The sequence below is a fragment of the Vitreimonas sp. genome (assembly GCF_036392335.1).
Classification (GTDB): domain Bacteria; phylum Pseudomonadota; class Alphaproteobacteria; order Caulobacterales; family Aquidulcibacteraceae; genus Vitreimonas.
Genome location: NZ_DASVYD010000002.1, coordinates 1 through 20,944, shown reverse-complemented (window position 1 = coordinate 20,944; position 20,944 = coordinate 1). Strand labels below are relative to the sequence as shown.

20 protein-coding genes and 1 pseudogene are annotated in these 20,944 nt (G+C 64.3%); 10 read left to right on the top strand and 11 right to left on the bottom strand.

What is annotated here, in order from left to right; all coding sequences use genetic code 11:
* Positions 1-26: 26 nt before the first annotated feature.
* Both VF769_RS00140 and rsmI read right to left on the bottom strand, forming a co-directional pair.
* The gene (locus VF769_RS00140) at positions 27-389 is read right to left on the bottom strand and encodes a YraN family protein (protein ID WP_331006334.1); all 363 of its coding nucleotides are present in this window, start codon (positions 387-389) and stop codon (positions 27-29) included.
* A complete protein-coding gene (gene rsmI / locus VF769_RS00135) occupies positions 386-1,288 on the bottom strand; it encodes a 16S rRNA (cytidine(1402)-2'-O)-methyltransferase (RefSeq protein ID WP_331006333.1) in 903 nt (300 codons plus the stop codon). The genes VF769_RS00140 and rsmI overlap by 4 nt, the downstream gene beginning before the upstream one ends.
* On the opposite strand from rsmI, the gene VF769_RS00130 reads away from it, so the two are divergent.
* The gene (locus tag VF769_RS00130) at positions 1,287-2,522 is read left to right on the top strand and encodes a penicillin-binding protein activator (protein ID WP_331006332.1); all 1,236 of its coding nucleotides are present in this window, start codon (positions 1,287-1,289) and stop codon (positions 2,520-2,522) included. The genes rsmI and VF769_RS00130 overlap by 2 nt on opposite strands.
* On the opposite strand, the gene hemW is transcribed toward VF769_RS00130, so the two are convergent.
* Together hemW and rdgB are read right to left on the bottom strand one after the other, a co-directional pair.
* Positions 2,519-3,652 (bottom strand): radical SAM family heme chaperone HemW, encoded by a 1,134-nt coding sequence (gene hemW / locus VF769_RS00125; protein ID WP_331006331.1) that lies wholly within the window; start codon positions 3,650-3,652, stop codon positions 2,519-2,521. The genes VF769_RS00130 and hemW overlap by 4 nt on opposite strands.
* Complete coding sequence (gene rdgB, locus VF769_RS00120) at positions 3,649-4,242, bottom strand: RdgB/HAM1 family non-canonical purine NTP pyrophosphatase (RefSeq protein WP_331006330.1); 594 nt, start codon at positions 4,240-4,242, stop codon at positions 3,649-3,651. The genes hemW and rdgB overlap by 4 nt, the downstream gene beginning before the upstream one ends.
* A 93-nt stretch (positions 4,243-4,335) precedes the next feature.
* Here rdgB and VF769_RS00115 point away from each other — a divergent pair, with 93 nt between their 5' ends.
* Positions 4,336-4,938: a DUF2975 domain-containing protein gene (locus VF769_RS00115; protein ID WP_331006329.1), complete on the top strand. Its 603-nt coding sequence runs from the start codon at positions 4,336-4,338 to the stop codon at positions 4,936-4,938.
* Entirely contained in the window at positions 4,938-5,177 is a 240-nt protein-coding gene (locus VF769_RS00110; RefSeq protein WP_331006328.1) for a helix-turn-helix transcriptional regulator, read from the top strand. Before VF769_RS00115 ends, VF769_RS00110 begins: the two co-directional genes overlap by 1 nt.
* On the opposite strand, the gene VF769_RS00105 is transcribed toward VF769_RS00110, so the two are convergent.
* On the bottom strand, positions 5,174-5,638 hold the full coding sequence (locus tag VF769_RS00105) for a hypothetical protein (RefSeq protein WP_331006327.1): 465 nt from the start codon (positions 5,636-5,638) through the stop codon (positions 5,174-5,176). The two genes, VF769_RS00110 and VF769_RS00105, sit on opposite strands and share 4 nt — an antisense overlap.
* Positions 5,635-6,348, bottom strand: coding sequence for a ribonuclease PH (rph, locus tag VF769_RS00100; RefSeq protein WP_331006326.1), 714 nt, complete (start codon positions 6,346-6,348; stop codon positions 5,635-5,637). The genes VF769_RS00105 and rph overlap by 4 nt, the downstream gene beginning before the upstream one ends.
* A 256-nt stretch (positions 6,349-6,604) precedes the next feature.
* Between rph and VF769_RS00095 the strand changes: the two genes are divergently transcribed.
* Positions 6,605-7,795: an ATP-binding protein gene (locus tag VF769_RS00095; RefSeq protein WP_331006325.1), complete on the top strand. Its 1,191-nt coding sequence runs from the start codon at positions 6,605-6,607 to the stop codon at positions 7,793-7,795.
* Positions 7,796-7,832: 37 nt separating this feature from the next.
* Here the strand turns inward: VF769_RS00095 and VF769_RS00090 are convergent, their stop codons facing one another.
* Entirely contained in the window at positions 7,833-8,702 is an 870-nt protein-coding gene (locus VF769_RS00090) for a hypothetical protein (RefSeq protein ID WP_331006324.1), read from the bottom strand.
* Positions 8,703-8,792: 90 nt separating this feature from the next.
* Between VF769_RS00090 and hrcA the strand changes: the two genes are divergently transcribed.
* The 3 genes from hrcA to VF769_RS00075 all read left to right on the top strand — a co-directional run bounded on the left by hrcA (position 8,793) and on the right by VF769_RS00075 (position 12,749).
* Entirely contained in the window at positions 8,793-9,872 is a 1,080-nt protein-coding gene (gene hrcA / locus VF769_RS00085; RefSeq protein ID WP_331006323.1) for a heat-inducible transcriptional repressor HrcA, read from the top strand.
* A gap of 12 nt (positions 9,873-9,884) precedes the next feature.
* Positions 9,885-10,445 (top strand): nucleotide exchange factor GrpE, encoded by a 561-nt coding sequence (locus VF769_RS00080; protein ID WP_331006322.1) that lies wholly within the window; start codon positions 9,885-9,887, stop codon positions 10,443-10,445.
* Positions 10,446-10,574: 129 nt separating this feature from the next.
* Entirely contained in the window at positions 10,575-12,749 is a 2,175-nt protein-coding gene (locus VF769_RS00075; protein WP_331006321.1) for a PPC domain-containing protein, read from the top strand.
* Between the two features lie 72 nt (positions 12,750-12,821).
* Here VF769_RS00075 and VF769_RS00070 read toward each other — a convergent pair whose 3' ends face one another.
* Both VF769_RS00070 and VF769_RS00065 read right to left on the bottom strand, forming a co-directional pair.
* Positions 12,822-13,886 (bottom strand): aldo/keto reductase, encoded by a 1,065-nt coding sequence (locus VF769_RS00070; RefSeq protein ID WP_331006320.1) that lies wholly within the window; start codon positions 13,884-13,886, stop codon positions 12,822-12,824.
* 390 nt (positions 13,887-14,276) lie between these two features.
* The gene (locus VF769_RS00065) at positions 14,277-15,152 is read right to left on the bottom strand and encodes a dienelactone hydrolase family protein (RefSeq protein WP_331006319.1); all 876 of its coding nucleotides are present in this window, start codon (positions 15,150-15,152) and stop codon (positions 14,277-14,279) included.
* A gap of 93 nt (positions 15,153-15,245) precedes the next feature.
* Between VF769_RS00065 and VF769_RS00060 the strand changes: the two genes are divergently transcribed.
* Positions 15,246-16,610, top strand: coding sequence for a M48 family metallopeptidase (locus VF769_RS00060; protein WP_331006318.1), 1,365 nt, complete (start codon positions 15,246-15,248; stop codon positions 16,608-16,610).
* Here VF769_RS00060 and VF769_RS00055 read toward each other — a convergent pair.
* Complete coding sequence (locus tag VF769_RS00055; RefSeq protein WP_331006317.1) at positions 16,564-17,199, bottom strand: alpha-ketoglutarate-dependent dioxygenase AlkB; 636 nt, start codon at positions 17,197-17,199, stop codon at positions 16,564-16,566. The genes VF769_RS00060 and VF769_RS00055 overlap by 47 nt on opposite strands.
* A 307-nt stretch (positions 17,200-17,506) precedes the next feature.
* Between VF769_RS00055 and dnaK the strand changes: the two genes are divergently transcribed.
* Entirely contained in the window at positions 17,507-19,411 is a 1,905-nt protein-coding gene (dnaK, locus tag VF769_RS00050; RefSeq protein WP_331006316.1) for a molecular chaperone DnaK, read from the top strand.
* 41 nt (positions 19,412-19,452) lie between these two features.
* On the top strand, positions 19,453-20,616 hold the full coding sequence (gene dnaJ, locus VF769_RS00045) for a molecular chaperone DnaJ (RefSeq protein ID WP_331006315.1): 1,164 nt from the start codon (positions 19,453-19,455) through the stop codon (positions 20,614-20,616).
* A 196-nt stretch (positions 20,617-20,812) separates the two neighbouring features.
* Here dnaJ and VF769_RS00040 read toward each other — a convergent pair.
* A pseudogene (locus VF769_RS00040) lies at positions 20,813-20,944 on the bottom strand (IS30 family transposase); the annotation flags it as partial.

The window sequence follows — 20,944 nt, the reverse complement described above, 5'->3', positions numbered from 1 at the left end:
TGTGCGCTCGGATCGTTTCGCCCGCGTTAACGATAGGGCTCGTCGAACCACGCCGCGCGTTCATGTTTGGGTAAGACACTGGCGCCGACTACGATCACGTCAAGACGGATCGGCGCTGAATGCAAACGCCAGCGCCCGGCCAGAGTCTGCGCCGCGCGCGCAATGCGCTGCTGCGCCATCGGCGTCACCGCAAACATACCGGCTTCGTACGTCGAACGCGCCTTGGCCTCGACGATCACAAGCACCCCGCCCTTCCACGCCGCGATATCGACTTCGCCATGCGGCGTACGGCAGCGATGACCGAGAATGCGATAGCCCTTGGCCATCAGGTAGAACATCGCGATCCATTCCGCGATGCGGCCGCGGCGCTCGGCCTTTTGCCGTTTCAAGCGCGATCCTTGAGTTCGAGCGCGCGCTGATAGGCGCGCTTGCGCGGCACACCCAATGCGCGCGCCGCCTCCGCCGCCGCATCCTTCACACCGCGCGGCAAGGCCTTGAGCAAGAACGCATCGAGCGCCTCCTCACTCACCTCGCCCCTTTCCAAAGGCGGACCAATGACAACGACGATTTCGCCCCGCGGCCCACCAGCTTCGGCATAGTGCGCCGCCAACACATCGAGCGTATCGCGCCGCGTCTCCTCGAACATCTTGGTGAGTTCGCGCGCCACCGCCGCCGGCCGCGCGCCAAGCATCTCCGCCATGTCCGCGAGCGATTCCGCCAGGCGCGGCCCACTCTCGTAAAGGATCAACGTCGCATCCACGTCGGCCAATTCCGCGAGCGTCGCTTTGCGCGCGCCCTGCTTGTTTGGCAGGAAGCCCGCAAACAAGAAGCGGTCGCTCGGCAGGCCAGAGACGACGAGCGCCGCCAGCGAAGCCGATGCGCCAGGGATCGGAAACACGCGATGCCCGGCCTCGATCACCGCCCGCGCCAGTTTGAAGCCAGGATCAGACACAAGCGGCGTGCCGGCGTCCGAAATCAGCGCCACGCTCTCCCCGCGCGCCAAAGCGTCGAGAATGTCCTCCCGCGCGGCCTCGGCATTGTGCTCGTGGTACGCGGCGAGCCGCGGCTTCAGCCCATAGGCGTCCATCAGCTTGCGGGCGACGCGCGTATCCTCAGCATAGACCCGGCTCACCCCGCCCAGAATATCCAATGCCCGCAATGTGATGTCGCGCAGGTTCCCGATCGGGGTCGCGACCACATAAAGGCCCGTTTCGGGAGGTGGACTGGATTCGCGGGCGCCGATACGGTCGCGCGCGATTTCCTCGGGGTCTTGCGAAGGGTTGTTCATGGCTTCCGCCAAATCATCGGCGCTGCCGCGCGTTGCGCCAAGTCATTTGAAGCTCGGTGCCGCTTTGAGCTTGGCCGCTTTCATGGCCGCCTGCGCCACCGCGCCCTCTGGCCCCACGCCAATGCCCGGCCCCGGCCCGGCCCCGACCCCAGGAACCGACGTCACCAGCCGCGAAGGCGTGACTCCACCCTTCATGCGCGGCCAACAGATCGTGCGCGTGGGCCTGCTGCTGCCCTTCTCGCTGCGGCCGCAGGACGCTTCGGCGCTCTACAACGCCGCCGAACTCGCCCTCTTCGATCACGGCAGCCCGAACACGCTGCTGATCCCGCGCGACGCCGGCGCCGATGAAGCCTCCGCCACCGCCGCCGCCCGCGCGCTCGTCAATGACGGCGCCGACATCATCATTGGCCCAGTGCTGCGCGAAGGCGTCGCTGGCGCTGGCAACGCCGCGCGCACCGAGAACATTCCGGTGATCGGCTTCTCGTCCGATCGCACCGTCGCCGGCAACGGCGTCTACCTGCTGAGCTTCCAGCTCGAAGACGAAATCTCACGCATCGTCTCGTACGCGTCTGAGCACAACATTCGCACCATCGCGCTGCTGGCGCCCTCGAACGAATACGGCCGCCGCGTCGAAAGCGCCTTGCGCGCCGAAGCCCGCCTCCACGGCGTGACCATCACATCCGCGCAACTCTACAGCCGCACTGATACAGAGGCCGCGGCCGCCGCCACCGCCATGGCCGCCACGCTGCGCACGACGCCAACGCAAGGCATCCTGATCGCCGAAAGCGGCCAACCTTTGCGCTCGATCGCGACGGCTCTGGTGCGCGGCGGCGTCGATCAACGCCAAGTGCGCTTCATGGGCACCAGCGTCTGGGCGGGCGAAGCGCAACGCGAACCGACGCTCGCGGGCGGCTGGTACGTATCGCCCGATTTGAACTCACGCGGCGAATTCGAGGGCCGCTACCAAAATATCTACGGCCAGGCGCCGACGCGCCTCGCCAGCTTGGGCTACGACGCTGTCGCTCTCGCCGCCCTGCTCTCACGCGACCAAGGCGCGCGCGGCTTCAATCGCGCCGCGATCGAAAACCCAGAAGGCTTCGCCGGCTCCGACGGCCTCTTCCGATTCCGCAATAACGGCGCGATCGAACGCGGCCTTGCAATCATCGAAGTGCGCCAGAACGACGTCGCGGTGCTGGAAGCCGCCCCGCGCCGCTTCGCGCGTCAGGGTAGCTAGACCGCCAACTCCGCCGCAATCGAATTCGCGACCAGACGACCGCGCGCCGTAAGACGCACGCGGTCGTCGTCATATGTGATCAAGCCCTGCGCGCTCAGCCAAGCGAGCGCTTCGGAATTGACGGGGCGACCGCGCAAGTCCGCGATGCGCTGAAGCTCGGCGCCTTCAACAGTCCGCACGCCCATGAGCAGCACTTCGTCTGCATTTTCCTCATTGGACAGCGTTGCATCCTCGATCCATCCCACACCATGCTCGCGCACTGCGTCGATATAATCCGACGGGCGCGCCTGGGCTTCGGTGGCGATGCGCGCGCCATCCTGCGTGAAACGTCCATGCGCGCCGGGGCCAACGCCAATCCAATCCGCGCTGCGCCAATAGAGCAGATTGTGCAGCGCGCGTGCGCTTTCGCTGCGCGCGTGGTTCGAAATCTCGTAGCCCGGAAAACCCGCCGCTTCGCACACCTCTTGCGTCAGCTCGTAAAGCGTCGCCGCCTTCTCGTCGTCCGGCGGCACAAGCTGGCCGCGATCGACACGCCGCGCGAACGCGGTCTTCGGCTCGATCGTCAGCTGATAGAGCGAGACATGCTCGACCGGCAGCTCCAGCGCGCGCGTCAGCTCTGCGCGCCATTCCGCTTCGCTCTGCCCTTCCCGCGCATAGATCAGATCGAGCGACACGCGTTGCCCGGTCGCCGCCGCCGCATCGACCGCCCGGCGCGCCGCATGTGCATCATGCCGACGTCCCAGCGCCTTCAACGCCGCATCATCAAACGCCTGCGCCCCCACCGAAAAGCGATTCACACCCGCCGCCGCTTGCTCCGCGTAGAGCGCGTAATCTTCCGGGTTCGCTTCCAGCGTAATCTCGCAATCGGCCGCCAGCGTGTAGATGCGCGACGCCGCATCGATCAGTTTCGCGATCTCATGCCCGCGTAGCAATGACGGCGTGCCGCCGCCCAAGAACAAGCTCACCGCCTCGCGCCGACCCAAACGCGCCGCGTGCGCTTCCATGTCGGCAATGATCGCGTCAAGCAATGGTGCGTTGTCGGCGCCGCGCGCGCGATAGACGTTGAAATCGCAATAGGGGCAGATCGCGGCGCAATACGGCCAATGCACATATATGCCGAAAGCGCTCATTTGAGGCTTGCGAGCAATTTCTCGAACGCGCGCGCGCGATGCGTCATCGGCAGCTTCTCGTCGTGGCTCATCTCGCCGAACGTGCGGTCCAAACCATTCGGCTGAAAGATCGGATCGTAGCCGAAGCCCTGCGTCCCACGCGGCGGCCAAACGATCGTGCCGCGCGCCTCGCCCTCGAACGTGTCCACCGCACCGCCCGGCTCCGCCAACGCCAGAGCACACACAAAGCGCGCCGAGAAATCGGTCGCGCCGCGCTTCTGCAATTCCTCATGCACACGCTGCATGGCGAAGCCGAAATCCTTGTTCGGCCCGGCCCAGCGCGCCGAGTACACGCCCGGATCGCCGCCAATGCCAAACACTTCGAGCCCAGAATCGTCGGCCAGCGCCGGCAAGCCGGATGCTTCCGCCGCCGTCCGCGCCTTCAGCGCCGCATTGCCGATGAACGTGGTTTCCGTCTCTTCCGGCTCGGCCAAGCCCAAATCCGCTGCGGAAACCGCCTCCACGCCAAGCGGGGCCAGCAGCGCGCCGATCTCGCGCACCTTTCCGGCATTGTGGCTGGCGACGACGAGACGGCCTGAAAGACGGGGCATAAGCGACACTTGTTTGACCTGACCGCCCAGCGTCTATATCGTTTATCAATAAAGTCCGGCTAAGCTCCGGCGTTCGGCAGGATCAGACCATTCATGAAAGCCCTCGGCAAAGGCTCGATCGCTTCCATCGTCCAGGTGGGCCTGCAGATCGCTTGGGTCGTCCTTTGGGTGATGGCCGGCCTGCTCGTCATCGGCGCGATCGCCTATGGCGTCATCCTCTTTTTAATCTCGAACGGTTCGATTGATCCGGCGCTCTTGGAAGGCGGCGAAGGCGCGGCTCGCGTCGGCGGCGGCTCCGGCGATTTCCATCTCACCTATGATCAACCCGGCGGCGCACGTTGGCCCGTCGTGGTCCCTGCTCTGCTGATCGGGGCCGTCGCCATCGCCGGCTCGCTCGTGATTGTGTGGCGGCTCAAACAATTGTTCGAGAGCTTCTCCTCTGGCGAGCCCTTTCGCCGCGAGAACGCCCACCACCTTCGCGTCATCTGGATCACCATGACCGCGATCGAACTCGCGCGTTATGCGCTGATGGCGCTGACCGGCGTGCTGATCACGACATTCGCACCCGACATTCACGGTCAGATCGAAATCTCGGTCGATTTCACCACCTGGCTTTCGATCCTCATTCTGGTCGTCTTGGCCGAGGTCTTCCGCGAAGGCGCGCGCCTCAAGGAAGAGCAGGAGCTGACGATCTGATGGCGATCCGCGTCACTCTCGACCGCATCCTGCTCGAACGCCGCATGTCGCTGACCGATCTCAGCGAAAAGGTCGGCGTGACGCTCGCGAACCTCTCGATCCTGAAAACCGGCAAGGCGAAAGCGATCCGCTTCTCCACCCTCAACGCGCTCTGCCGTGTGCTGGATTGTCAGCCGGGCGAATTGCTCAGCTTCGAGCCGAGCGACACCGACGCGCTCGAGGAAGCCGACGCCGACTAAACGATCAGCGCGCCGACTTCGAAGCGAAAGCTCTCCAACTCCGGATCCTCAAGCGCGGCGGCATTGATGTAATCGGCCTCGCCGAACAGCGCGAAATCCCGCCCGCCCGCGTCAAACACATAGCCAACATCGACGCTGTACGGATTGGTCATGGTCAGCCGGCGCGGCAGCTTCAGCGACGCGCCGATCAGCCAGGGCAAGTCGATATCTTCGTGCGTCCAATCGCGCGCGATCGCCCTGTATGTATCCGGCTCTTCCGTGCGCAGATGGCCGTACGCGTGATCCAGCAGCGCGCCTTCGCGGATCACGATGTCGGTCGCGCCTTCAAAGCCGATGTCGATGTGAAACACCGCGCCGTTCGCAAAGAAAATCTCGATCGGATCGTCGCCCTCGAACGGCGCATGTCCGACGCGCGTGATCCGCGCGATCGGGCCCGCATCGACAAGCGCGCGCACGCTCATGCGATCGCCTGACGCTGCAGCTCAAACAGCTTGCCGCAGCCGAGCTTCGCCAAGCGGATCAGCTCCGCGAATTCTTCGTCTGTGAAGGGACGCTTCTCGCCAGTGGCTTGCACTTCGATCAGTCGGCCATCGCCGGACATCACGAAATTACAATCGACCTCGGCGTTGGAATCCTCCGCGTAATCGATGTCGAGCACGGCAGCAGCCTCGAACACGCCGCATGAGATCGCCGCGACTTGCCCGGTGATCGGGTTTTCTTTGATCACTTTCTCTTCGACCAAATATTTGCACGCCCGCGCCAGCGCGACCCAGGCGCCGGTGATCGCCGCCGTGCGCGTGCCGCCGTCAGCTTGGATCACGTCGCAATCGAGCGTGATGGTGCGGTCGCCCAACATTTTGAGATCGACCACCGAACGAAGCGAGCGCCCAATCAGACGTTGGATTTCCTGCGTCCGCCCCGATTGCTTGCCTTGGGCTGCTTCGCGGCGGCCGCGTGTGTGCGTGGCGCGCGGCAGCATGCCGTATTCGCCCGTCACCCATCCCCGCCCCTGACCCTTCATCCAGCCGGGGACACCCTGTTCAACGCTCGCCGTGCAGAGCACGTGCGTCTGTCCGAACTTGGCCAGGCAGGAGCCCTCGGCGTAGCGGGACACCGCCGTCTCGAGGCTGATGTCACGCAATTGGTCACTGGCGCGGCCGGACGGGCGCATGGGAACTTCTCCAAAATACGTCTCTATCGGATTGTTTGGTCTAGTTAGGCCTACTCGACCTAACTTTCCTACAGAGCTCTATGAAACCGAAGGCCCGCCCATTGGCCGAAAAGCGCCCCCAAGTCGACCCCTGGGAGGCCTGGGGCGCCGCATAGCTCAGTTTGGACAAGTTTGGCCGACTCGGCCTAACTCCTTAACCCAATAGCAATCTATAGGATTGTTAGGCTCACCCCGCCTAACTTGACCAAACAATCATATGAAAGCCACCCACAATCCCTACAATCCCGGCGCCGGGGTCCCTCCCCCGGACCTCGCCGGCCGCGATGCGCTGATCGAAATGGCGCGCGTCGCCATCGTCCGCGCCAAGGCCGGGCGGCCCGCGAAAAGCGCCATCATGTTGGGGCTGCGCGGCGTCGGCAAAACCGTGCTGCTCAACGCCTTCGAGGCCATCGCCGAAGAGGAAGGCTGCCAAACCGCGCTGCTGGAAATCGAACCGACCATGCCGTTGGCGCAGCAGCTCGCGCCGCAGCTTCAGCAAATCCTCTTCCGCCTCGACCGCATCAAGAAAGCCGGCGCCGAACTGCAAAAGGCGTTTGGATCGCTCAAGGCCTTCGCCTCGATGTTCAAAGCGACCGTCGGCGACGTCGATTTTAGCTTCGCCGCCGGCCAAGCCACTGGCGACCTCACCATCGACTTGACCGATCTCTTCGTCGCCATCGCCGAAGCCGCGAAGAAGCGCGAGACCGCGATCATTCTGTTGATCGATGAAATCCAATATCTGCAGAAGAGCGATCTGGGCGCGCTCATCATGGCGCTGCACAAAATCTCACAGCGCCAATTGCCCCTGCTCCTCTTCGGCGGCGGCCTGCCGCAACTCGCCAAGCTCGCGGGCGACGCCAAATCCTACGCGGAGCGCCTGTTCGATTATCCCCCGATCGGACCGCTCGATGACGCTGGCGCGCGGCTCGCCCTCACCGCCCCCGCCGAACGCGAAGGTGTGAAATACGCCGCCGATGCGCTCGACTTCGTCGTCAAGCAAACCGGCGGCTATCCGTTCTTCCTGCAAGTGTGGGGTGCGCATTGCTGGGAGGTCGCCGCGAAATCGCCGATCACGCTCGCGGACGCCAAGCGCGCCACGGATCTCGCCGTCGCCGCGCTCGATGAAGGCATTTTCAAAGTGCGCCTCGCCCGTCTTACCGATCGCCAGAAAGCCTACGCCCGCGCCATGGCCGAATTCGGTGCGGACCCCGTGCATTCCTCGGAGATCGCTGACGCGATGGGCCTAAGCCTGAGCCAAGCCGCGCCCATCCGCGACGAGCTGATCAAGAAAGGCATGGCCTATTCGCCCGAGCGCGGCCTGATCGGTTTCACGGTGCCGAAATTCGACGAATATATGCGCCGCGCGATGGATCCGCTCACACCACCGAAGGCAAAGAAAAAGGCCTAGCCGGCATACCGGCCCATCGAACACGCGCACCAGCGTTTTATGCCGCGCAGCGCAATGTCAATTGCCGCGTGCGGCGATGGACGCTGATCGAGCTGCAGCCGGCGCGCGCCAATGCCGCGCGGCCCACCACCAGCGACGGCGGCGGCGCGTCCGTCTCCCCTGCCGCGACAATTGCATCTTCCTCCAACGCGCCCAGCAATGGCGCATTGGTGCGCGCGAACGCTGGCGCGAGCGTCAGCCCTTCGACGGTGAACTCCGTCGTCACCGGCTGCATCATCGTGGTGAGGCCCAGCACCATCGGCGTCTCGGCCAATTCGCCAGCCGCTGGAATCGCGCCCGCGCGATCAAACAAACGCGCGGCCGAGCGATTGAACACACTCGCTGGATTGGTCACGTCAAACGTCACCAGCAGCGTCTCGCCGCCCACTTGCGTGCTCACCCGCCACACGTCCGCATCTTCCAGCGCAAAGCGAATCTCACGCGCCTGCGCCGGCTCGGCGTCAAGCGTGATCGTGATCACGTCGTAGGGCATTGCCCCCGGCCCGATCAGCCCTTCGGCGACATGGCTTGCGGGGGCCGGGAACACGCCCGCGAACGCGCGCGAAGCGCGTTCGCCAAAGCTGATGCGCGGGCGCGCGATCCGGCCGCGAATGGTGCTGCCGCCTTCGATGCCGACAGCCACCGCCGCAAACGGCAGCCGCCGCAGACCAATCCGTTCCGCGCTGGGCGTCGATACCGCCAGCATGTCCGGCACCCGCGTGTCGACTTCCAGCCGCACGTCCCGACCATTGATTTGCGCCTCCACCACGGGCGGGCCGTTCCGGGCGTCCAGCGTGAACGAGGTCTGCGCCAGGGCCGGCGCGGCAAAGCTCAAGGCGGCGATAAAGCCGAAAAGTCGCAATCGCATGGGCCGCGTTCCTCTAGGTGGAAGACGGCGATTTCAAGTCGCGGGGCCGCCGGCTTGCGCCAGCGCCCATGTTCGCTACCTAGAGGCGCGATGGCGCAGCCCCCTGCCCCCGACCTCACCTCGCTCGACGCCCGGGCGCGGGAGATTTTCCGAGAGATCGTCGAGTCCTATCTGACGACCGGCGAACCCGTGGGCTCGCGCACCCTCTCTAAGCTCGGCAGCGTCGGCCTCTCCGCGGCTTCCATCCGCAATACCATGGCCGACCTCGCCGGGCTCGGCCTGCTCGACGCGCCGCACGCGATGGCCGGCCGCCGCCCGACCCAGGCGGGCCTCCGCTTCTTCGTCGACAGCCTGCTCCAACTCGGCGACGTGCCGCCCGAAGAGAAGCGCGAGATCGACGCGCGCATTTCACAGGCCGGCACCAATCCTCAGGACCTGCTTGGCGCGGCGTCGGAATTGTTGTCGGGTCTCGCCGGCGGCGCAGGTCTTGTCGTCACACCGGAGCGCGACGCGCCCGTCCGCCACGCCGAGATTGTCGGTATCGGCCCCGGTCAAGCCTTGCTCGTGCTCGTGTTCGAAGACAACCAAATCGAAAATCGCATCATCAACACGCCGCCCGACCTCCCCTCCGGCGCGCTGGTCGAAGCCGCGAATTATTTGAACGCGCGTTTCAAAGGCAAAACCTTGAGCGAAGCGCGCACCGAGGCCACCGAAGCGATCGCCCGCGATCGCGCGGCCTTGGATCAGGCCGCGGCCAAGCTGGTCGAGAAAGGCTTGGTCGAATGGTCCGGCGAAGACCCGACCATGGGCCGCTCGCTCATCGTGCGCGGGCGCGGCAATCTGCTTCAGGATCAGCAGGCCATCGCCGACCTCGAACGTGCGCGCCGGCTGTTCGACGACCTGGAAAAGACCCGCGAATTGATCCAAGTGCTCGACCTCGCCAAGGCTGGCGAGGCCGTGCGTGTCTTTATTGGCTCCGAGAACCCGCTGTTTTCATTGTCGGGGTCGAGTTTGATCGTCGCGCCCTATATGAACGCCGAGCGGCGGGTCGTCGGCGCTCTCGGCGTCATCGGCCCGACCCGACTGAATTACGCCCGGGTGATCCCGGTGGTGGACTACACGGCCCGCGTCGTCGGCAGATTGCTCGACGCCCGCGGATCGGAACGGTGAACGAGGAATGGAATGACGGACGAAAGCAACGCAGAGCAACAACAAGCCGAAGCGTCTGAATCGCAAACGCCCGACATCGCAACGCTGCAGGCCGAGCTCGCCAAAGCGCGCGACGACATGCTGCGCGCCTTGGCCGACGCCGAGAACACCCGCCGCCGCGCCGAACGCCAAGTCGCCGAAGCGCGCATCTACGCCATCGACCGCTTCGCCGGCGATTTGCTGCCGATCGCGGACACCTTGTCACGCGCACTGCTCGCGGCGCCGCGCGACAGCATGGACGTCAGCGTGCGCAATCTCATCACCGGCCTCGAACTCACCGAGCGCACCATGCTCGACGCCTTCGCCAAACACGGCTTGAAGCGCGTCGGCGAAAAGGGTGAGACGTTTGACCCCAACGTCCACCAAGCGGTGGCGCAAGCGCCCTCGGACTATCCCTCGGGGGCGGTGGCCGAGGTGATGCAGCCGGGCTTCGTGTTGGGCGAGCGCACCTTGCGCGCGGCGATGGTCCTGGTCTCAAGCGGACCCGCGAACGGCGCGCAAGCGCCAAGTGGAACCGTCGATATTAAGGTCTGAGCTATGCGCGGCGCACGCGTCGCCATGCGAGCTTGCTCGGGATTAGTCGCGGTTCCGACGAATTTCGCCTTTACCTCCTGCATTGCTGATTGTTAACCATACCGGCCAATCAGATCAGGGGAGTCTTACATGCGCGGAAAATTGTTGTTGGGCGCGGCCACCGCCGCATTGCTGCTCGCCCTGCCCGCCGCCGCGCAAGACGTCGATCAGCCCGGCGATGCGAGCACCGAAGCGCGCCTCACCGTGGGCGCGACCGACGGCGCCATCTCGCCCGCTGGCGACACCGATTGGTATCGTCTGCGCGTCGAGGAAGGCCAGCGCTACACGATCGCGCTCGACGCCGTTTCGGACGCGCCGGAGAACGCGATCGATCCGGTGCTCTCGGTCTACAGCCAGGCCGGCGAACAGATCGCCTATAATGATGACAGCAACGGCACGCTGAATTCGCAACTCTCATACAATGCGAACGCCACCGGCGATGTCTTTGTCGAGGCCCGCGCGTTCAATCAGGCTTCCACGGGCGGCTATCGCTTCACCATCAGCGCCGCCGCCATTCCGCCGGACGACGCCGGCAACGACGCCAACACGCGCGCGACCGCCGCGACAGGCCGCGACATCAACGGCGCGCTGGAATATGAGGGTGACGAGGATTGGTATCGCCTCAGCGTGCGGCCGGGCCAACGCTATCGCATCGCGCTCAACAGCAACGCCAATGCGGAGACGCCGCTAGGCGACCCCTATCTGCGCCTGGTCGACGCCGAGGGCATGGAACTCGCCGCCAGCGACGACAGCGAAGGCAGCCTCAATTCCTTGCTGAACTACACGCCGCAAGCGCGCGGCACGGTTTACGTGGTGGCCAGCGCCTACGCCAACGCCTACCAGGGCGGCTACACGCTGCGCGTCGACGCCGAGCGCGCGCCAACGGACGGCACCAGCGCCGACCGCAACACCCGCGGCCGTTTGAATATCGGTCGCCCCGTCAATGCGTCGCTCGATTTCGCCGGCGACATCGATTGGTATCGCATCCGCCTCACCGAGGGCCAATCCTATCGCTTCCGTTTGGACAGCGCCGAAACCGGCAACCCGCTCGGCGATCCGCTGCTCAAACTCATCGGCCCAGACGGCGTGGAAATCGCCATGGATGACGATGGCGGCGGCCAGCTGAATTCGTATCTCGAATTCACCGCCCCCACGACTGGCAATTATTTCGTCGAAGCGCGCGGCTATATGGACGACGCCGTCGGCGATTACGTGCTCACCGCGCTCGAAGGCGACACCCCGGCGGACGCGAGCACCGACATCACGCTCAGCGCGGAAGGCGATTATCGCGAAGGCGTGCTCGCCCCTGCCGGCGACAAGGATTGGTATCGCCTCGAACTCGCCGAAGGCCAGAGCGTGCGCATCGGCCTGACCTCCGCTGAGACGGGCGACGGCCTCTCCGATCCGTATCTGGTGCTCTACAGCGCCGATGGCGCCGAAGTGGCCCGCGATGACGACAGCGGCGACGGTTTGAGCGCGTGGCTCGAATACACAGCCGCGACCGCCGGCGCGTACTTCATCGAAGCGCGCGGCTTCGGCGATGATGCGGCCGGCCGCTACATCATCGGCATCAATGGCGGCGAAGTCGGCGACACCCCCGACACGGCCGAATATCTCGCGCCAAACAGCGAAGGCCGCGTCAGCATGATCGGCGCCGCCGGCGACGTCGATTGGTTCGCCGTCGACCTGATCGAAGGCCGTCCGCATCGCTTCTATATCGACAGCTACGATCCGGATCCCCTGGCCGATCCGATGGTCACGCTGCTCGATGAGAACGGCGCGACCGTCGCGTCCGATGACGATGGCGGCGCCGGGCTGAACTCATACCTCGCGTTCACGTCGGCTGCGGGCGGTCGCTACTACCTGGCCGTGTCCGGCTATGGCGGCGGCACGGGACGCTATTATGTCCGCGCGCTCGACACCGAGGTGCCAGGCGGCGCCAATACCGATGAATATTTGGACGGCAATGGCGACGATCGCATCAATCGCATCGAAATCCCTGGGGATGTCGACTCCTACCAGGTCGAACTTGAAGCCGGCGTACGCTATACGATTGACGTGCGCGGCCATGGCGACAGCCCATTGAGCGATGCATTCGTCGCGGTGCTGGACAGCAATGGCGAGCGCGTTGCTTCGGACGATGACGGCGGCGCGGGTTTGGACGCCCGCCTGCGGTTCACGCCCGAGCAGAGCGGATCATTCGTCCTGCAGGCGAGCGGCCTTGGCGGCTCGATCGGCGGGTATCAAATTCAAATCGCGCGTTAACAGGGCTTAGGGCCCGGGGGACGCACGCGATGGCGGCGGCGCTGGCAAGAGCGCCGCCGCTTTTCTTTAGGCTTAGCCCAATCCGGCAAGACGCTCGGCGCCTTGGCGCTCCAGCATCCAGCCTGGATATTCCGGCTTCAGCTTCGACACCTCATCGAGCTTGGCGAGATCGTCGCTGGTCAGCGCAACGCTGGTCGCCGCGAGATTGTCCGCGAGCTGATCCTCATTGCGGGCGCCAATAATGACGCTCGTCACGTGCTTCTGATGAAGCAGCCACGCAAGCGCGATTTGCGCCACCGACACACCACGCGCATCGCCCAGCTGCTTCATCACATCGATGATGTCGTAGGCCTTGTCCTTATCCACCGGCGGGAAATCGAACGCAGTGCGGCGCGCATCGTTCGGCCCGGCATTGTCGCGCGTGAATTTGCCGGACAGAAAGCCGCCCGCCAGCGGGCTCCACGGCATGATCGCCAGCTCTTGATCCTTGGCGAGCGGCACGACCTCGCGTTCGAGATCGCGGCCCGCGATCGAATAATACATCTGCAGCGATTCAAACCGCGCCAGCCCATTGCGTTCGGACACGCCCAGCGCCTTGGCGATCTGCCACGCCGCGAAATTGCAGAGTCCAATATAGCGCACTCGCCCTGAGGCGACGACCTCATCGAGCGCTTCCAGCGTCTCTTCGATCGGCGTCGCCGGATCGAATGCGTGCACCTGATAGAGATCGACATAATCGAGCTGCAAGCGGTCCAAGCTGGCGTCGATCGCGTCGAAAATGTGCTTGCGCCCAAGGCCCCACAGATTGGAGTTCTTGGCGCGGCGCTGCGCTTCAGGCGTGTCGGCCCCGCCATAGGCGCCCATGCGGCCGAACACTTTGGTGGCGATCACCAATTCATCGCGCGGCAATTCCTTGATCGCCTCCCCCAACACCGTCTCGGACAGACCGTTGGAATAAATGTCCGCCGTATCGATGAAAGTGACGCCCTGATCGAACGCCGCCTTCGTCAGCTTCGTGCAGGTCTCCTGCTCCAATGCGCCGATGACTTTCCAAAAGCCGTCGCCGCCGAACGTCATAGTGCCAAGGCAGATTTCAGATACGGCAAGGCCAGTGCGGCCGAGTTTGCGATAACGCATGCGCATTCTCCCGAGGCCGAACGGCCCGCTGCGAGTGATGACAATCAAGAAACGACCAGAGCCCGCGCGATCGCAGCGGCGCGCGCAACAGGCGCGGGCGTCAGCCTTGGATGGAGCGATACAGAGGTCGAAAAAATCGCGCCGGGGATGCGGCGCGATTTCTCTTAGCTAACACAAGAAGGCGTTTTTGGCAATTGACGGACGTCTAGGAGATCCCGGCGCACTCATCCTCGCCCTTGATGGGCGAGGTGGCTCGCGTGCGAACGCACGCGAGACGGAGTGGGTGGCGGCGCAGTCCGTCAACCGCCGCGCTGTCACCCACTCAGTCACGCCGCTGCGCGCCGCGACAGCTCGCCCATCAAGGGCGAGCAGATGTCTGCGCTCATGCTTTCAACCGACGCCGTTCGCGCGGAACCACGCAAGGCAACGCGCCCAACCATCCGCCGCCGCTTCTGCGTTGTAGCTCTCGCGATAATCGGCGTGAAAGCCGTGCTGCACGCCGGGATAGACAATGATCTGCGAGTTCGACGGATTGTCCGCCGCCTGCAGCGACGCGCGCATTTGCTCGACGCTCTCCAGCGGAATGCCGTTGTCGTTCTCCGCATACAGCCCAAGCACCGGCGTCTGCAACGTGCCGCCAATATCATACGGCCACGGCCGATCTTCATCCGCGCCCCAGCGCCCAGCCGCCGGGCGCACCACGCGGCCATACCAAGCCACGCCCGCTTTAATGTCGGGGAAACGCGCAGCCGCCATCCAAACCACGGTTCCGCCCCAGCAGAAACCGGTGATGCCGATCGCATTGCGCGCAAAGCTCTGCGCCTTGAGCCAAGCAATCGCGCCTTCCGTGTCGGCCATCACTTGTTCGTGGTTGGCCGTGCCGACGATCGCCAGAATTTGCTGGAAGTCCGTCATCGGCGCGGGATCGCCGGCGCGATCGAAATAGTCCGGTGCGATCGCGACATAGCCTTCGCGCGCGAAACGACGGCAGACGTCCTTGATGTAATCATGGATGCCGAAAATCTCATTCACAACGATCACACAGGGATGCCGCCCGCGCCCCGCTGGCCGCGCCACGTACGCCGGCAGGCTGTAGCCGCCAGCGCCATTGATGTGCACATCCTCGACGATCAGCTCGTCGCTGGGCGTCGTCACCGGGGAGGCGCACGACGACACCGCCGCGCTCGCATAGCCGGCGAAAAACAAGGACGCCGCCATCGCGCGGCGGGTCGGCGGCAAATTACCTTCCGGCGTATCCAGACGCATTAATCTCTCCCTCGGTCGCGCCCGTCGCGCATCCCCTTGCACAGCAACATGGTTCGGGTTCAGGCTTCCGGCCAGAGCATTCGGGGGAGAACGATGCGGGTACTTGGATTTGCTGCGTTCGCGGCCTCATTCGCACTTGCGGGACCAGCCTGGGCCGCCAATCCCCTTCCCTTCGATCCCGAGCTCGCCACCCATGCCTGGCTCAATACCATGGGCGACGAAGCGACCGCGCGCTCGAACGCGTATTTCGAGGGCGGCTACATCATCGATTTCGCCGGCACTCTGCTCTCCATCCTCGTCGCCGGGCTCATCCTCGCGCTCGGTTGGGCGCGCGGCGTCCGGGCCTGGCTTGAGAAGACCGTGAAGTGGTTTCCGCTCGTGGCGTTGGGCGTCGCCTTCTTCGTCAATCTCGTCTCAAGCGTGCTCACCTTCCCGTTCAGCTATTATGTCGATTTCGTGCGCGAGCACCGCTACGAACTCTCGACCCAGACCTTTCCCGAATGGTTCGGCGAGCAAATGATGGGCGCGAGCATCGGCCTCATCGTCGGCTCGATCTTCATCGCCATTCTCTACGTTATCATCCGCGCCGCGCGGAACACGTGGTGGATTTGGGGCTCGGCGGTCACATTGGTCTTCATCGCCATCATGGGCATGATCGCGCCCGTCTTCATCTCGCCGCTGTTCAACACCTACACGCCGATGGAGCAAAGCGAGCTGCGCGACGACATCATCGCCATGGCGCAAGCGAACGGCGTGCCCGCCGACGACGTCTTTGTGTACGATCGCTCGCGCCAAACCAATTCGATCAGCGCCAACGTCTCCGGCATGTTCGGCACCACGCGCATTTCGCTTGCCGACACCTTGCTCGAACGCGCGAGCCCGGAGGCGACGCGCGCCGTGATGGGGCACGAAATCGGCCATTACGTGCTTGGCCACACCTATTCCCTGCTCGTCATGATGGGCATCACCATCGTCATCATGTTCGCGATCGTGCATTTCGGCTTCCGCGCACTCGCCAAGAATGAGCGCTGGGGCGTGCGCGATATCGCAGATCCCGCCGGTCTGCCCCTGATCCTGGTGCTGATCTCCGCCGTGAGCCTGATTGCGTCGCCCATTCAACGCAACATCGTCTATTTTCACGAACAGCAAGCCGACATGTTCGGACTGAACGTTGCGCGCGAGCCAGACGGTTTCGCCGAGGCCGCCGTGCTGCTCTCCGAATATCGCAAGATGGAGCCAAGCGCGCTTGAGGAATGGTTCTTCTACGACCACCCCTCGGGCTGGAATCGCGTGCACAATGCCATGGTCTGGAAAGCGCACGAAATCCAGGCCGGCCGTTTAGCGCCCTCCCCCGGCGGTCCACCCGAAGGCTGGGTCCCGGACTTCGTGCGCGAACGAGAAGCGGCCGCAGCTACATCGCCAGCTGCGGAACCGTCACCCGTCGCACCGTCAAATTGATCCGCCCGCCTTTCGGGATCAGACGCGACGTGCCGTTCATGATGCGGTCGACGCCATGATACGCACGTCGCGCCGCGCCGCCGAGCATGCACACATCGCCTGACGCCAGGCGCACGCTACGCGTTGGATCAGAGCGCAGCGAACCGCCAATGCGAAACAGCGCCGTGTCGCCGAGCGAGATCGACAGCACCGGCGCGTCCCATGCTTCTTCGTCGCTATCGACGTGCAGCCCCATGCGCGCGTCGCCTTCGTAATAATTCACCAGGCACGCTTCGGGCGGCGCCGGATAGGCGGCGAACTTGTCCCAAAGCTCCAGCACCTTCTCCGGCATGTCCGGCCAAGGCTTGCCTGTCTCGGGATGCGTCTCCTGATAGCGATAGCCCTGCTCCTTGTCGGTCACCCAGCCGAGCGACCCAAAATTGGTCATCCGCACCCGCATCGGCAGGCCCGATTTCGGCATGCGTGGAATGTAGAGCGGCCCCGCCCGGAAGCGCTGAAACACCGCGTCGCGCAGCGCTTCCTGCTCGGCCCGATCCAGCAGACCGGGCCAAAGGCGGAAACCATCAAGGTCGGAGGCGGGACGGGTCATGCTGTTTACCGAGGTTCTAAGCCCCATCTAGGTATTCGGTTTCTTTTTTGTTCCCCTCAAAAACTGAGCAGGATCAAGCGCGGCGGGGCTTGGCTCTATTTCCCTGCGGCGAATGCGGATAGTCGCTCTTCAAAGCCTTGCACCATGTGGGCGATACACCACATGAACCGGGAAACGAACGACCTAAAGCTTGAGGGGGCGATGGGTCGGTCAATCGGAACTGAGAAGACACAGGACGCGCGCTTCGGGGACGCCTAACAGGGTCCGTGAAACGGGGCCGCGCTGCTGAAAGGAACGAGGAAGAGAGATGGGTAAAGTCATCGGTATCGACTTGGGCACGACCAATTCATGCGTCGCCGTCATGGAAGGCTCCACGCCCAAGGTGATCGTCAACGCCGAAGGCGCCAACACCACGCCGTCCGTGGTCGCGTTTTCCGAGAGCGGTGAACGCCTGATCGGCATCCAAGCCGCGCGCCAAGCCATCACCAATCCCCAGCACACCTATTACGCCGTGAAGCGCCTGATCGGCCGCTCCTACGACGACCCGATCTCGAAGAAGGATTCGGAACTCGTTCCCTACAAGATCGTCAAAGGCCCGAACGGCGACGCCTGGATCGAAGGCCGCGACAAGCAATACGCGCCGTCCGAAATCTCCGCCTTCGTGCTGCAGAAGATGAAGCAGACGGCCGAGGATTATCTCGGCGAGCCGGTGACGCAGGCCGTCATCACGGTTCCCGCCTATTTCAACGACGCGCAACGCCAAGCCACCAAGGACGCCGGCCGCATCGCCGGTCTCGAAGTGCTGCGCATCATCAACGAGCCGACCGCGGCCGCCCTCGCCTACGGCTTGGACAAGACCACCCAATCCAAGACCATCGCCGTCTATGACCTCGGCGGCGGCACCTTCGACGTCTCGATCCTCGAGATCGGCGACGGCGTGTTCGAAGTCCGCTCCACCAATGGCGACACCTTCCTCGGCGGCGAAGATTTCGACATCCGCATCCTGAATTACCTCGCCGACGAGTTCAAAAAGCAGAACGGCGTCGACCTGCGCCAAGACAAGCTCGCGCTGCAACGCCTCAAGGAAGTGGCCGAGCAAGCCAAGAAAGAGCTGTCGAGCCGCACCGAATTCGACGTCTCCGTGCCGTTCATCAGCATGGACGCCAACCGCAATCCGCTTCACCTCAACATGAAGCTGACGCGCGCGAAGTTCGAAAGCTTGGTCGAAGACCTGGTCCAGCGCACGCTCGGCCCCTGCAAAGCCGCGCTGAAAGACGCCGGCCTCACCGCCAACGACATCAAGGAAGTCGTGCTCGTCGGCGGCATGACCCGGATGCCGAAAATCCAGCAGGTGGTGAAGGAATTCTTCGGCCGCGAGCCGCACAAGGGCGTCAACCCGGATGAAGTCGTGGCCGTGGGCGCCGCGATCCAAGCCGGCGTGCTGCAAGGCGACGTGAAGAACGTCGTCCTGCTCGACGTCACCCCGCTCTCGCTCGGCATCGAAACCCTGGGCGGCGTGTTCACCCGCTTGATCGAGCGCAACACCACGATCCCGACCAAGAAGAGCCAAATCTTCTCGACCGCTGAGGATAATCAGCAAGCCGTCACCATCCGCGTCTTCCAAGGCGAGCGCGAAATGGCGGCGGACAACCGCGCGCTCGGCCAGTTCGATCTGGTCGGCATCCCCCCTGCGCCGCGCGGCATGCCGCAAGTCGAGGTCACCTTCGACATCGACGCCAACGGCATCGTCTCGGTCAGCGCCAAGGATAAGGCGACCAACAAAGAACAAAGCATGCGCATCCAGCCGTCGGGCGGTCTGTCCGAGAGCGACATCCAGCGCATGGTGAAGGAAGCCGAAGAGCACGCCGGCGAAGACAAATCGCGCCGTGAGCTCGCGGAAGCCAAGAACCAAGGCGAGGCCCTGGTCCACGCCACCGAAAAGCAGCTGCAAGAAAACGGCGACAAAATCCCGGCCGGCGACAAGTCCGCGATCGAGAACGCGATCGCCGCGCTCAAGACCTCGCTCGAAAGCGACAACACCAGCGACATCGCCGCCAAGACCCAAGCTCTGGTGCAAGCGTCGATGAAGATCGGTGAAGCGCTCTATGGCGGCGCGGGCCCCGGCGGCGAAGGCCCCAGCGGCGGCGCGCAAAACGATGACGGCGTCGTCGACGCCGACTTCGAAGAAGTCGACGGCAAGAAGAACTCGTAAGGGTCGGAGCCGAACATGATCGTGCGTGCAGGTAAAATCGTATGACCGCCGCTACTCGCGATTATTACGAAATCCTCGGCGTTGCGCGTGACGCGGATGCGGCGACGATTAAGTCGGCCTTCCGCAAGCTCGCGATGAAATTGCACCCGGACCAAAATCCGGGCTGCAAGGTCTCCGAGGAGCGGTTCAAGGAGATCGGCGAGGCCTATTCCGTGCTCTCCGATCCCGAGAAGCGCGCGCAATACGATCGCTTCGGCAAGACCTTCGATGGCGGCGGCGGTCCAGGCTTCGGCCCGGGCGCCGCCGGCTTCAACGACTTCTCCGACATCTTCAACGAGATCTTCGGCGGCGGCTTCGAGGACATGTTCGCGCGCGGCGGCGGCGGGCGCGGGCCCCGCAACGGCCCCGAACGCGGCGCCGACCTCCGCTACGATGTCGAGATCACGCTCGAACAAGCCTTTAAAGGCATGGAGCGCGAAATCGTCGTGCCGCGCGCTCAAGCGTGCGAGCCCTGCGCCGGCACCGGCTCCGAAGGCAAAGCTCCGTTGGAGACCTGCCGCACCTGCAACGGCGCCGGCCAAGTGCGCGCCAGCCAAGGCATGTTCCGCATCGTGCGCACCTGCCCTGCCTGCCACGGCCGCGGCCAAGCCATCAAAACCCCGTGCAAATCCTGCGGCGGCCGCGGCCTCACGCAGAAAGAGCGCACGCTCTCGGTCAAAATCCCAGCCGGCGTCGAAGACGGCACGCGCATCCGCCTCTCCGGCGAAGGCGATTCAGGTCTGCGCAACGGCCCGCCGGGCGATCTTTATCTCTTCCTTTCGGTCAAGCCGCATTCGCTGTTCGAGCGCGACGGCGCCGATCTCTATTGCCGCGCGCCCGCGCCGATGTGCAAAGCAGCCCTCGGCGGCGAGATGGAAATCCCCACCATCGAAGGCGAACGCACCAAGATCACCATTCCCGCCGGCGCCCAAACCGGCCGCCGCTTCCGCATCAAAGGCAAAGGCATGACGCATCTGCGCTCGAAAGAGCGCGGCGATCTGCATGTCGAATTGCTGGTGGAAACGCCGGTGAATCTGACCGCCAAGCAACGCAAGCTGCTCGAGGAATTTGCCAAGGATTGCGGCGAAGAAGCCCACCCACAAACTCAAGGCTTCTTCGACACCGTGAAAAAATTCTTCGACAACGGCGACCCGCTGGTGCGCTGAGCGCCGCTCTCACCTCTCCCCCGCGAGAGGGCTCGAACGCGTTCGAGCGGGTGAGGGGGCGAGCATCAGAATAGAGCGCGTCAGCCAACGCCGCGCTCAATCCCAAACCACCCAGCCTCATCCGGTCGCTTCGCGACCACCTTCTCCCGCCCATGCGGGAGAAGCATGTTCTGAGCGTCCGCTTTTCGTGGCGGTCTCAACGGGTCGATGCAACACACTCGCTAAATCGCTCGGCTGGAGTTGCGAAGTCCAGCGTTTTTCGTGGCCGCTCGTTCAGGCGTCGCGCGATCCTGTTCAGCTCGGCTTGGGAGTGCGGCGCCAGATCAGT

Excerpts from the sequence above, each read along its gene's own strand:
- rph (WP_331006326.1), bottom strand. The coding sequence starts at position 6,348 with ATGCGCCCGTCCGGCCGCGCCAGTGACCAATTGCGTGACATCAGCCTC.
- rsmI (WP_331006333.1), bottom strand. The coding sequence starts at position 1,288 with ATGAACAACCCTTCGCAAGACCCCGAGGAAATCGCGCGCGACCGTATC.
- VF769_RS00065 (WP_331006319.1), bottom strand. The coding sequence starts at position 15,152 with ATGCGTCTGGATACGCCGGAAGGTAATTTGCCGCCGACCCGCCGCGCG.
- dnaK (WP_331006316.1), top strand. The coding sequence starts at position 17,507 with ATGGGTAAAGTCATCGGTATCGACTTGGGCACGACCAATTCATGCGTC.
- VF769_RS00095 (WP_331006325.1), top strand. The coding sequence starts at position 6,605 with ATGAAAGCCACCCACAATCCCTACAATCCCGGCGCCGGGGTCCCTCCC.
- VF769_RS00090 (WP_331006324.1), bottom strand. The coding sequence starts at position 8,702 with ATGCGATTGCGACTTTTCGGCTTTATCGCCGCCTTGAGCTTTGCCGCG.
- VF769_RS00110 (WP_331006328.1), top strand. The coding sequence starts at position 4,938 with ATGGCGATCCGCGTCACTCTCGACCGCATCCTGCTCGAACGCCGCATG.
- VF769_RS00130 (WP_331006332.1), top strand. The coding sequence starts at position 1,287 with ATGGCTTCCGCCAAATCATCGGCGCTGCCGCGCGTTGCGCCAAGTCAT.
- VF769_RS00060 (WP_331006318.1), top strand. The coding sequence starts at position 15,246 with ATGCGGGTACTTGGATTTGCTGCGTTCGCGGCCTCATTCGCACTTGCG.
- VF769_RS00080 (WP_331006322.1), top strand. The coding sequence starts at position 9,885 with ATGACGGACGAAAGCAACGCAGAGCAACAACAAGCCGAAGCGTCTGAA.
- VF769_RS00115 (WP_331006329.1), top strand. The coding sequence starts at position 4,336 with ATGAAAGCCCTCGGCAAAGGCTCGATCGCTTCCATCGTCCAGGTGGGC.
- VF769_RS00070 (WP_331006320.1), bottom strand. The coding sequence starts at position 13,886 with ATGCGTTATCGCAAACTCGGCCGCACTGGCCTTGCCGTATCTGAAATC.
- dnaJ (WP_331006315.1), top strand. The coding sequence starts at position 19,453 with ATGACCGCCGCTACTCGCGATTATTACGAAATCCTCGGCGTTGCGCGT.
- rdgB (WP_331006330.1), bottom strand. The coding sequence starts at position 4,242 with ATGCCCCGTCTTTCAGGCCGTCTCGTCGTCGCCAGCCACAATGCCGGA.
- VF769_RS00055 (WP_331006317.1), bottom strand. The coding sequence starts at position 17,199 with ATGACCCGTCCCGCCTCCGACCTTGATGGTTTCCGCCTTTGGCCCGGT.
- hemW (WP_331006331.1), bottom strand. The coding sequence starts at position 3,652 with ATGAGCGCTTTCGGCATATATGTGCATTGGCCGTATTGCGCCGCGATC.
- hrcA (WP_331006323.1), top strand. The coding sequence starts at position 8,793 with ATGGCGCAGCCCCCTGCCCCCGACCTCACCTCGCTCGACGCCCGGGCG.
- VF769_RS00075 (WP_331006321.1), top strand. The coding sequence starts at position 10,575 with ATGCGCGGAAAATTGTTGTTGGGCGCGGCCACCGCCGCATTGCTGCTC.
- VF769_RS00105 (WP_331006327.1), bottom strand. The coding sequence starts at position 5,638 with ATGAGCGTGCGCGCGCTTGTCGATGCGGGCCCGATCGCGCGGATCACG.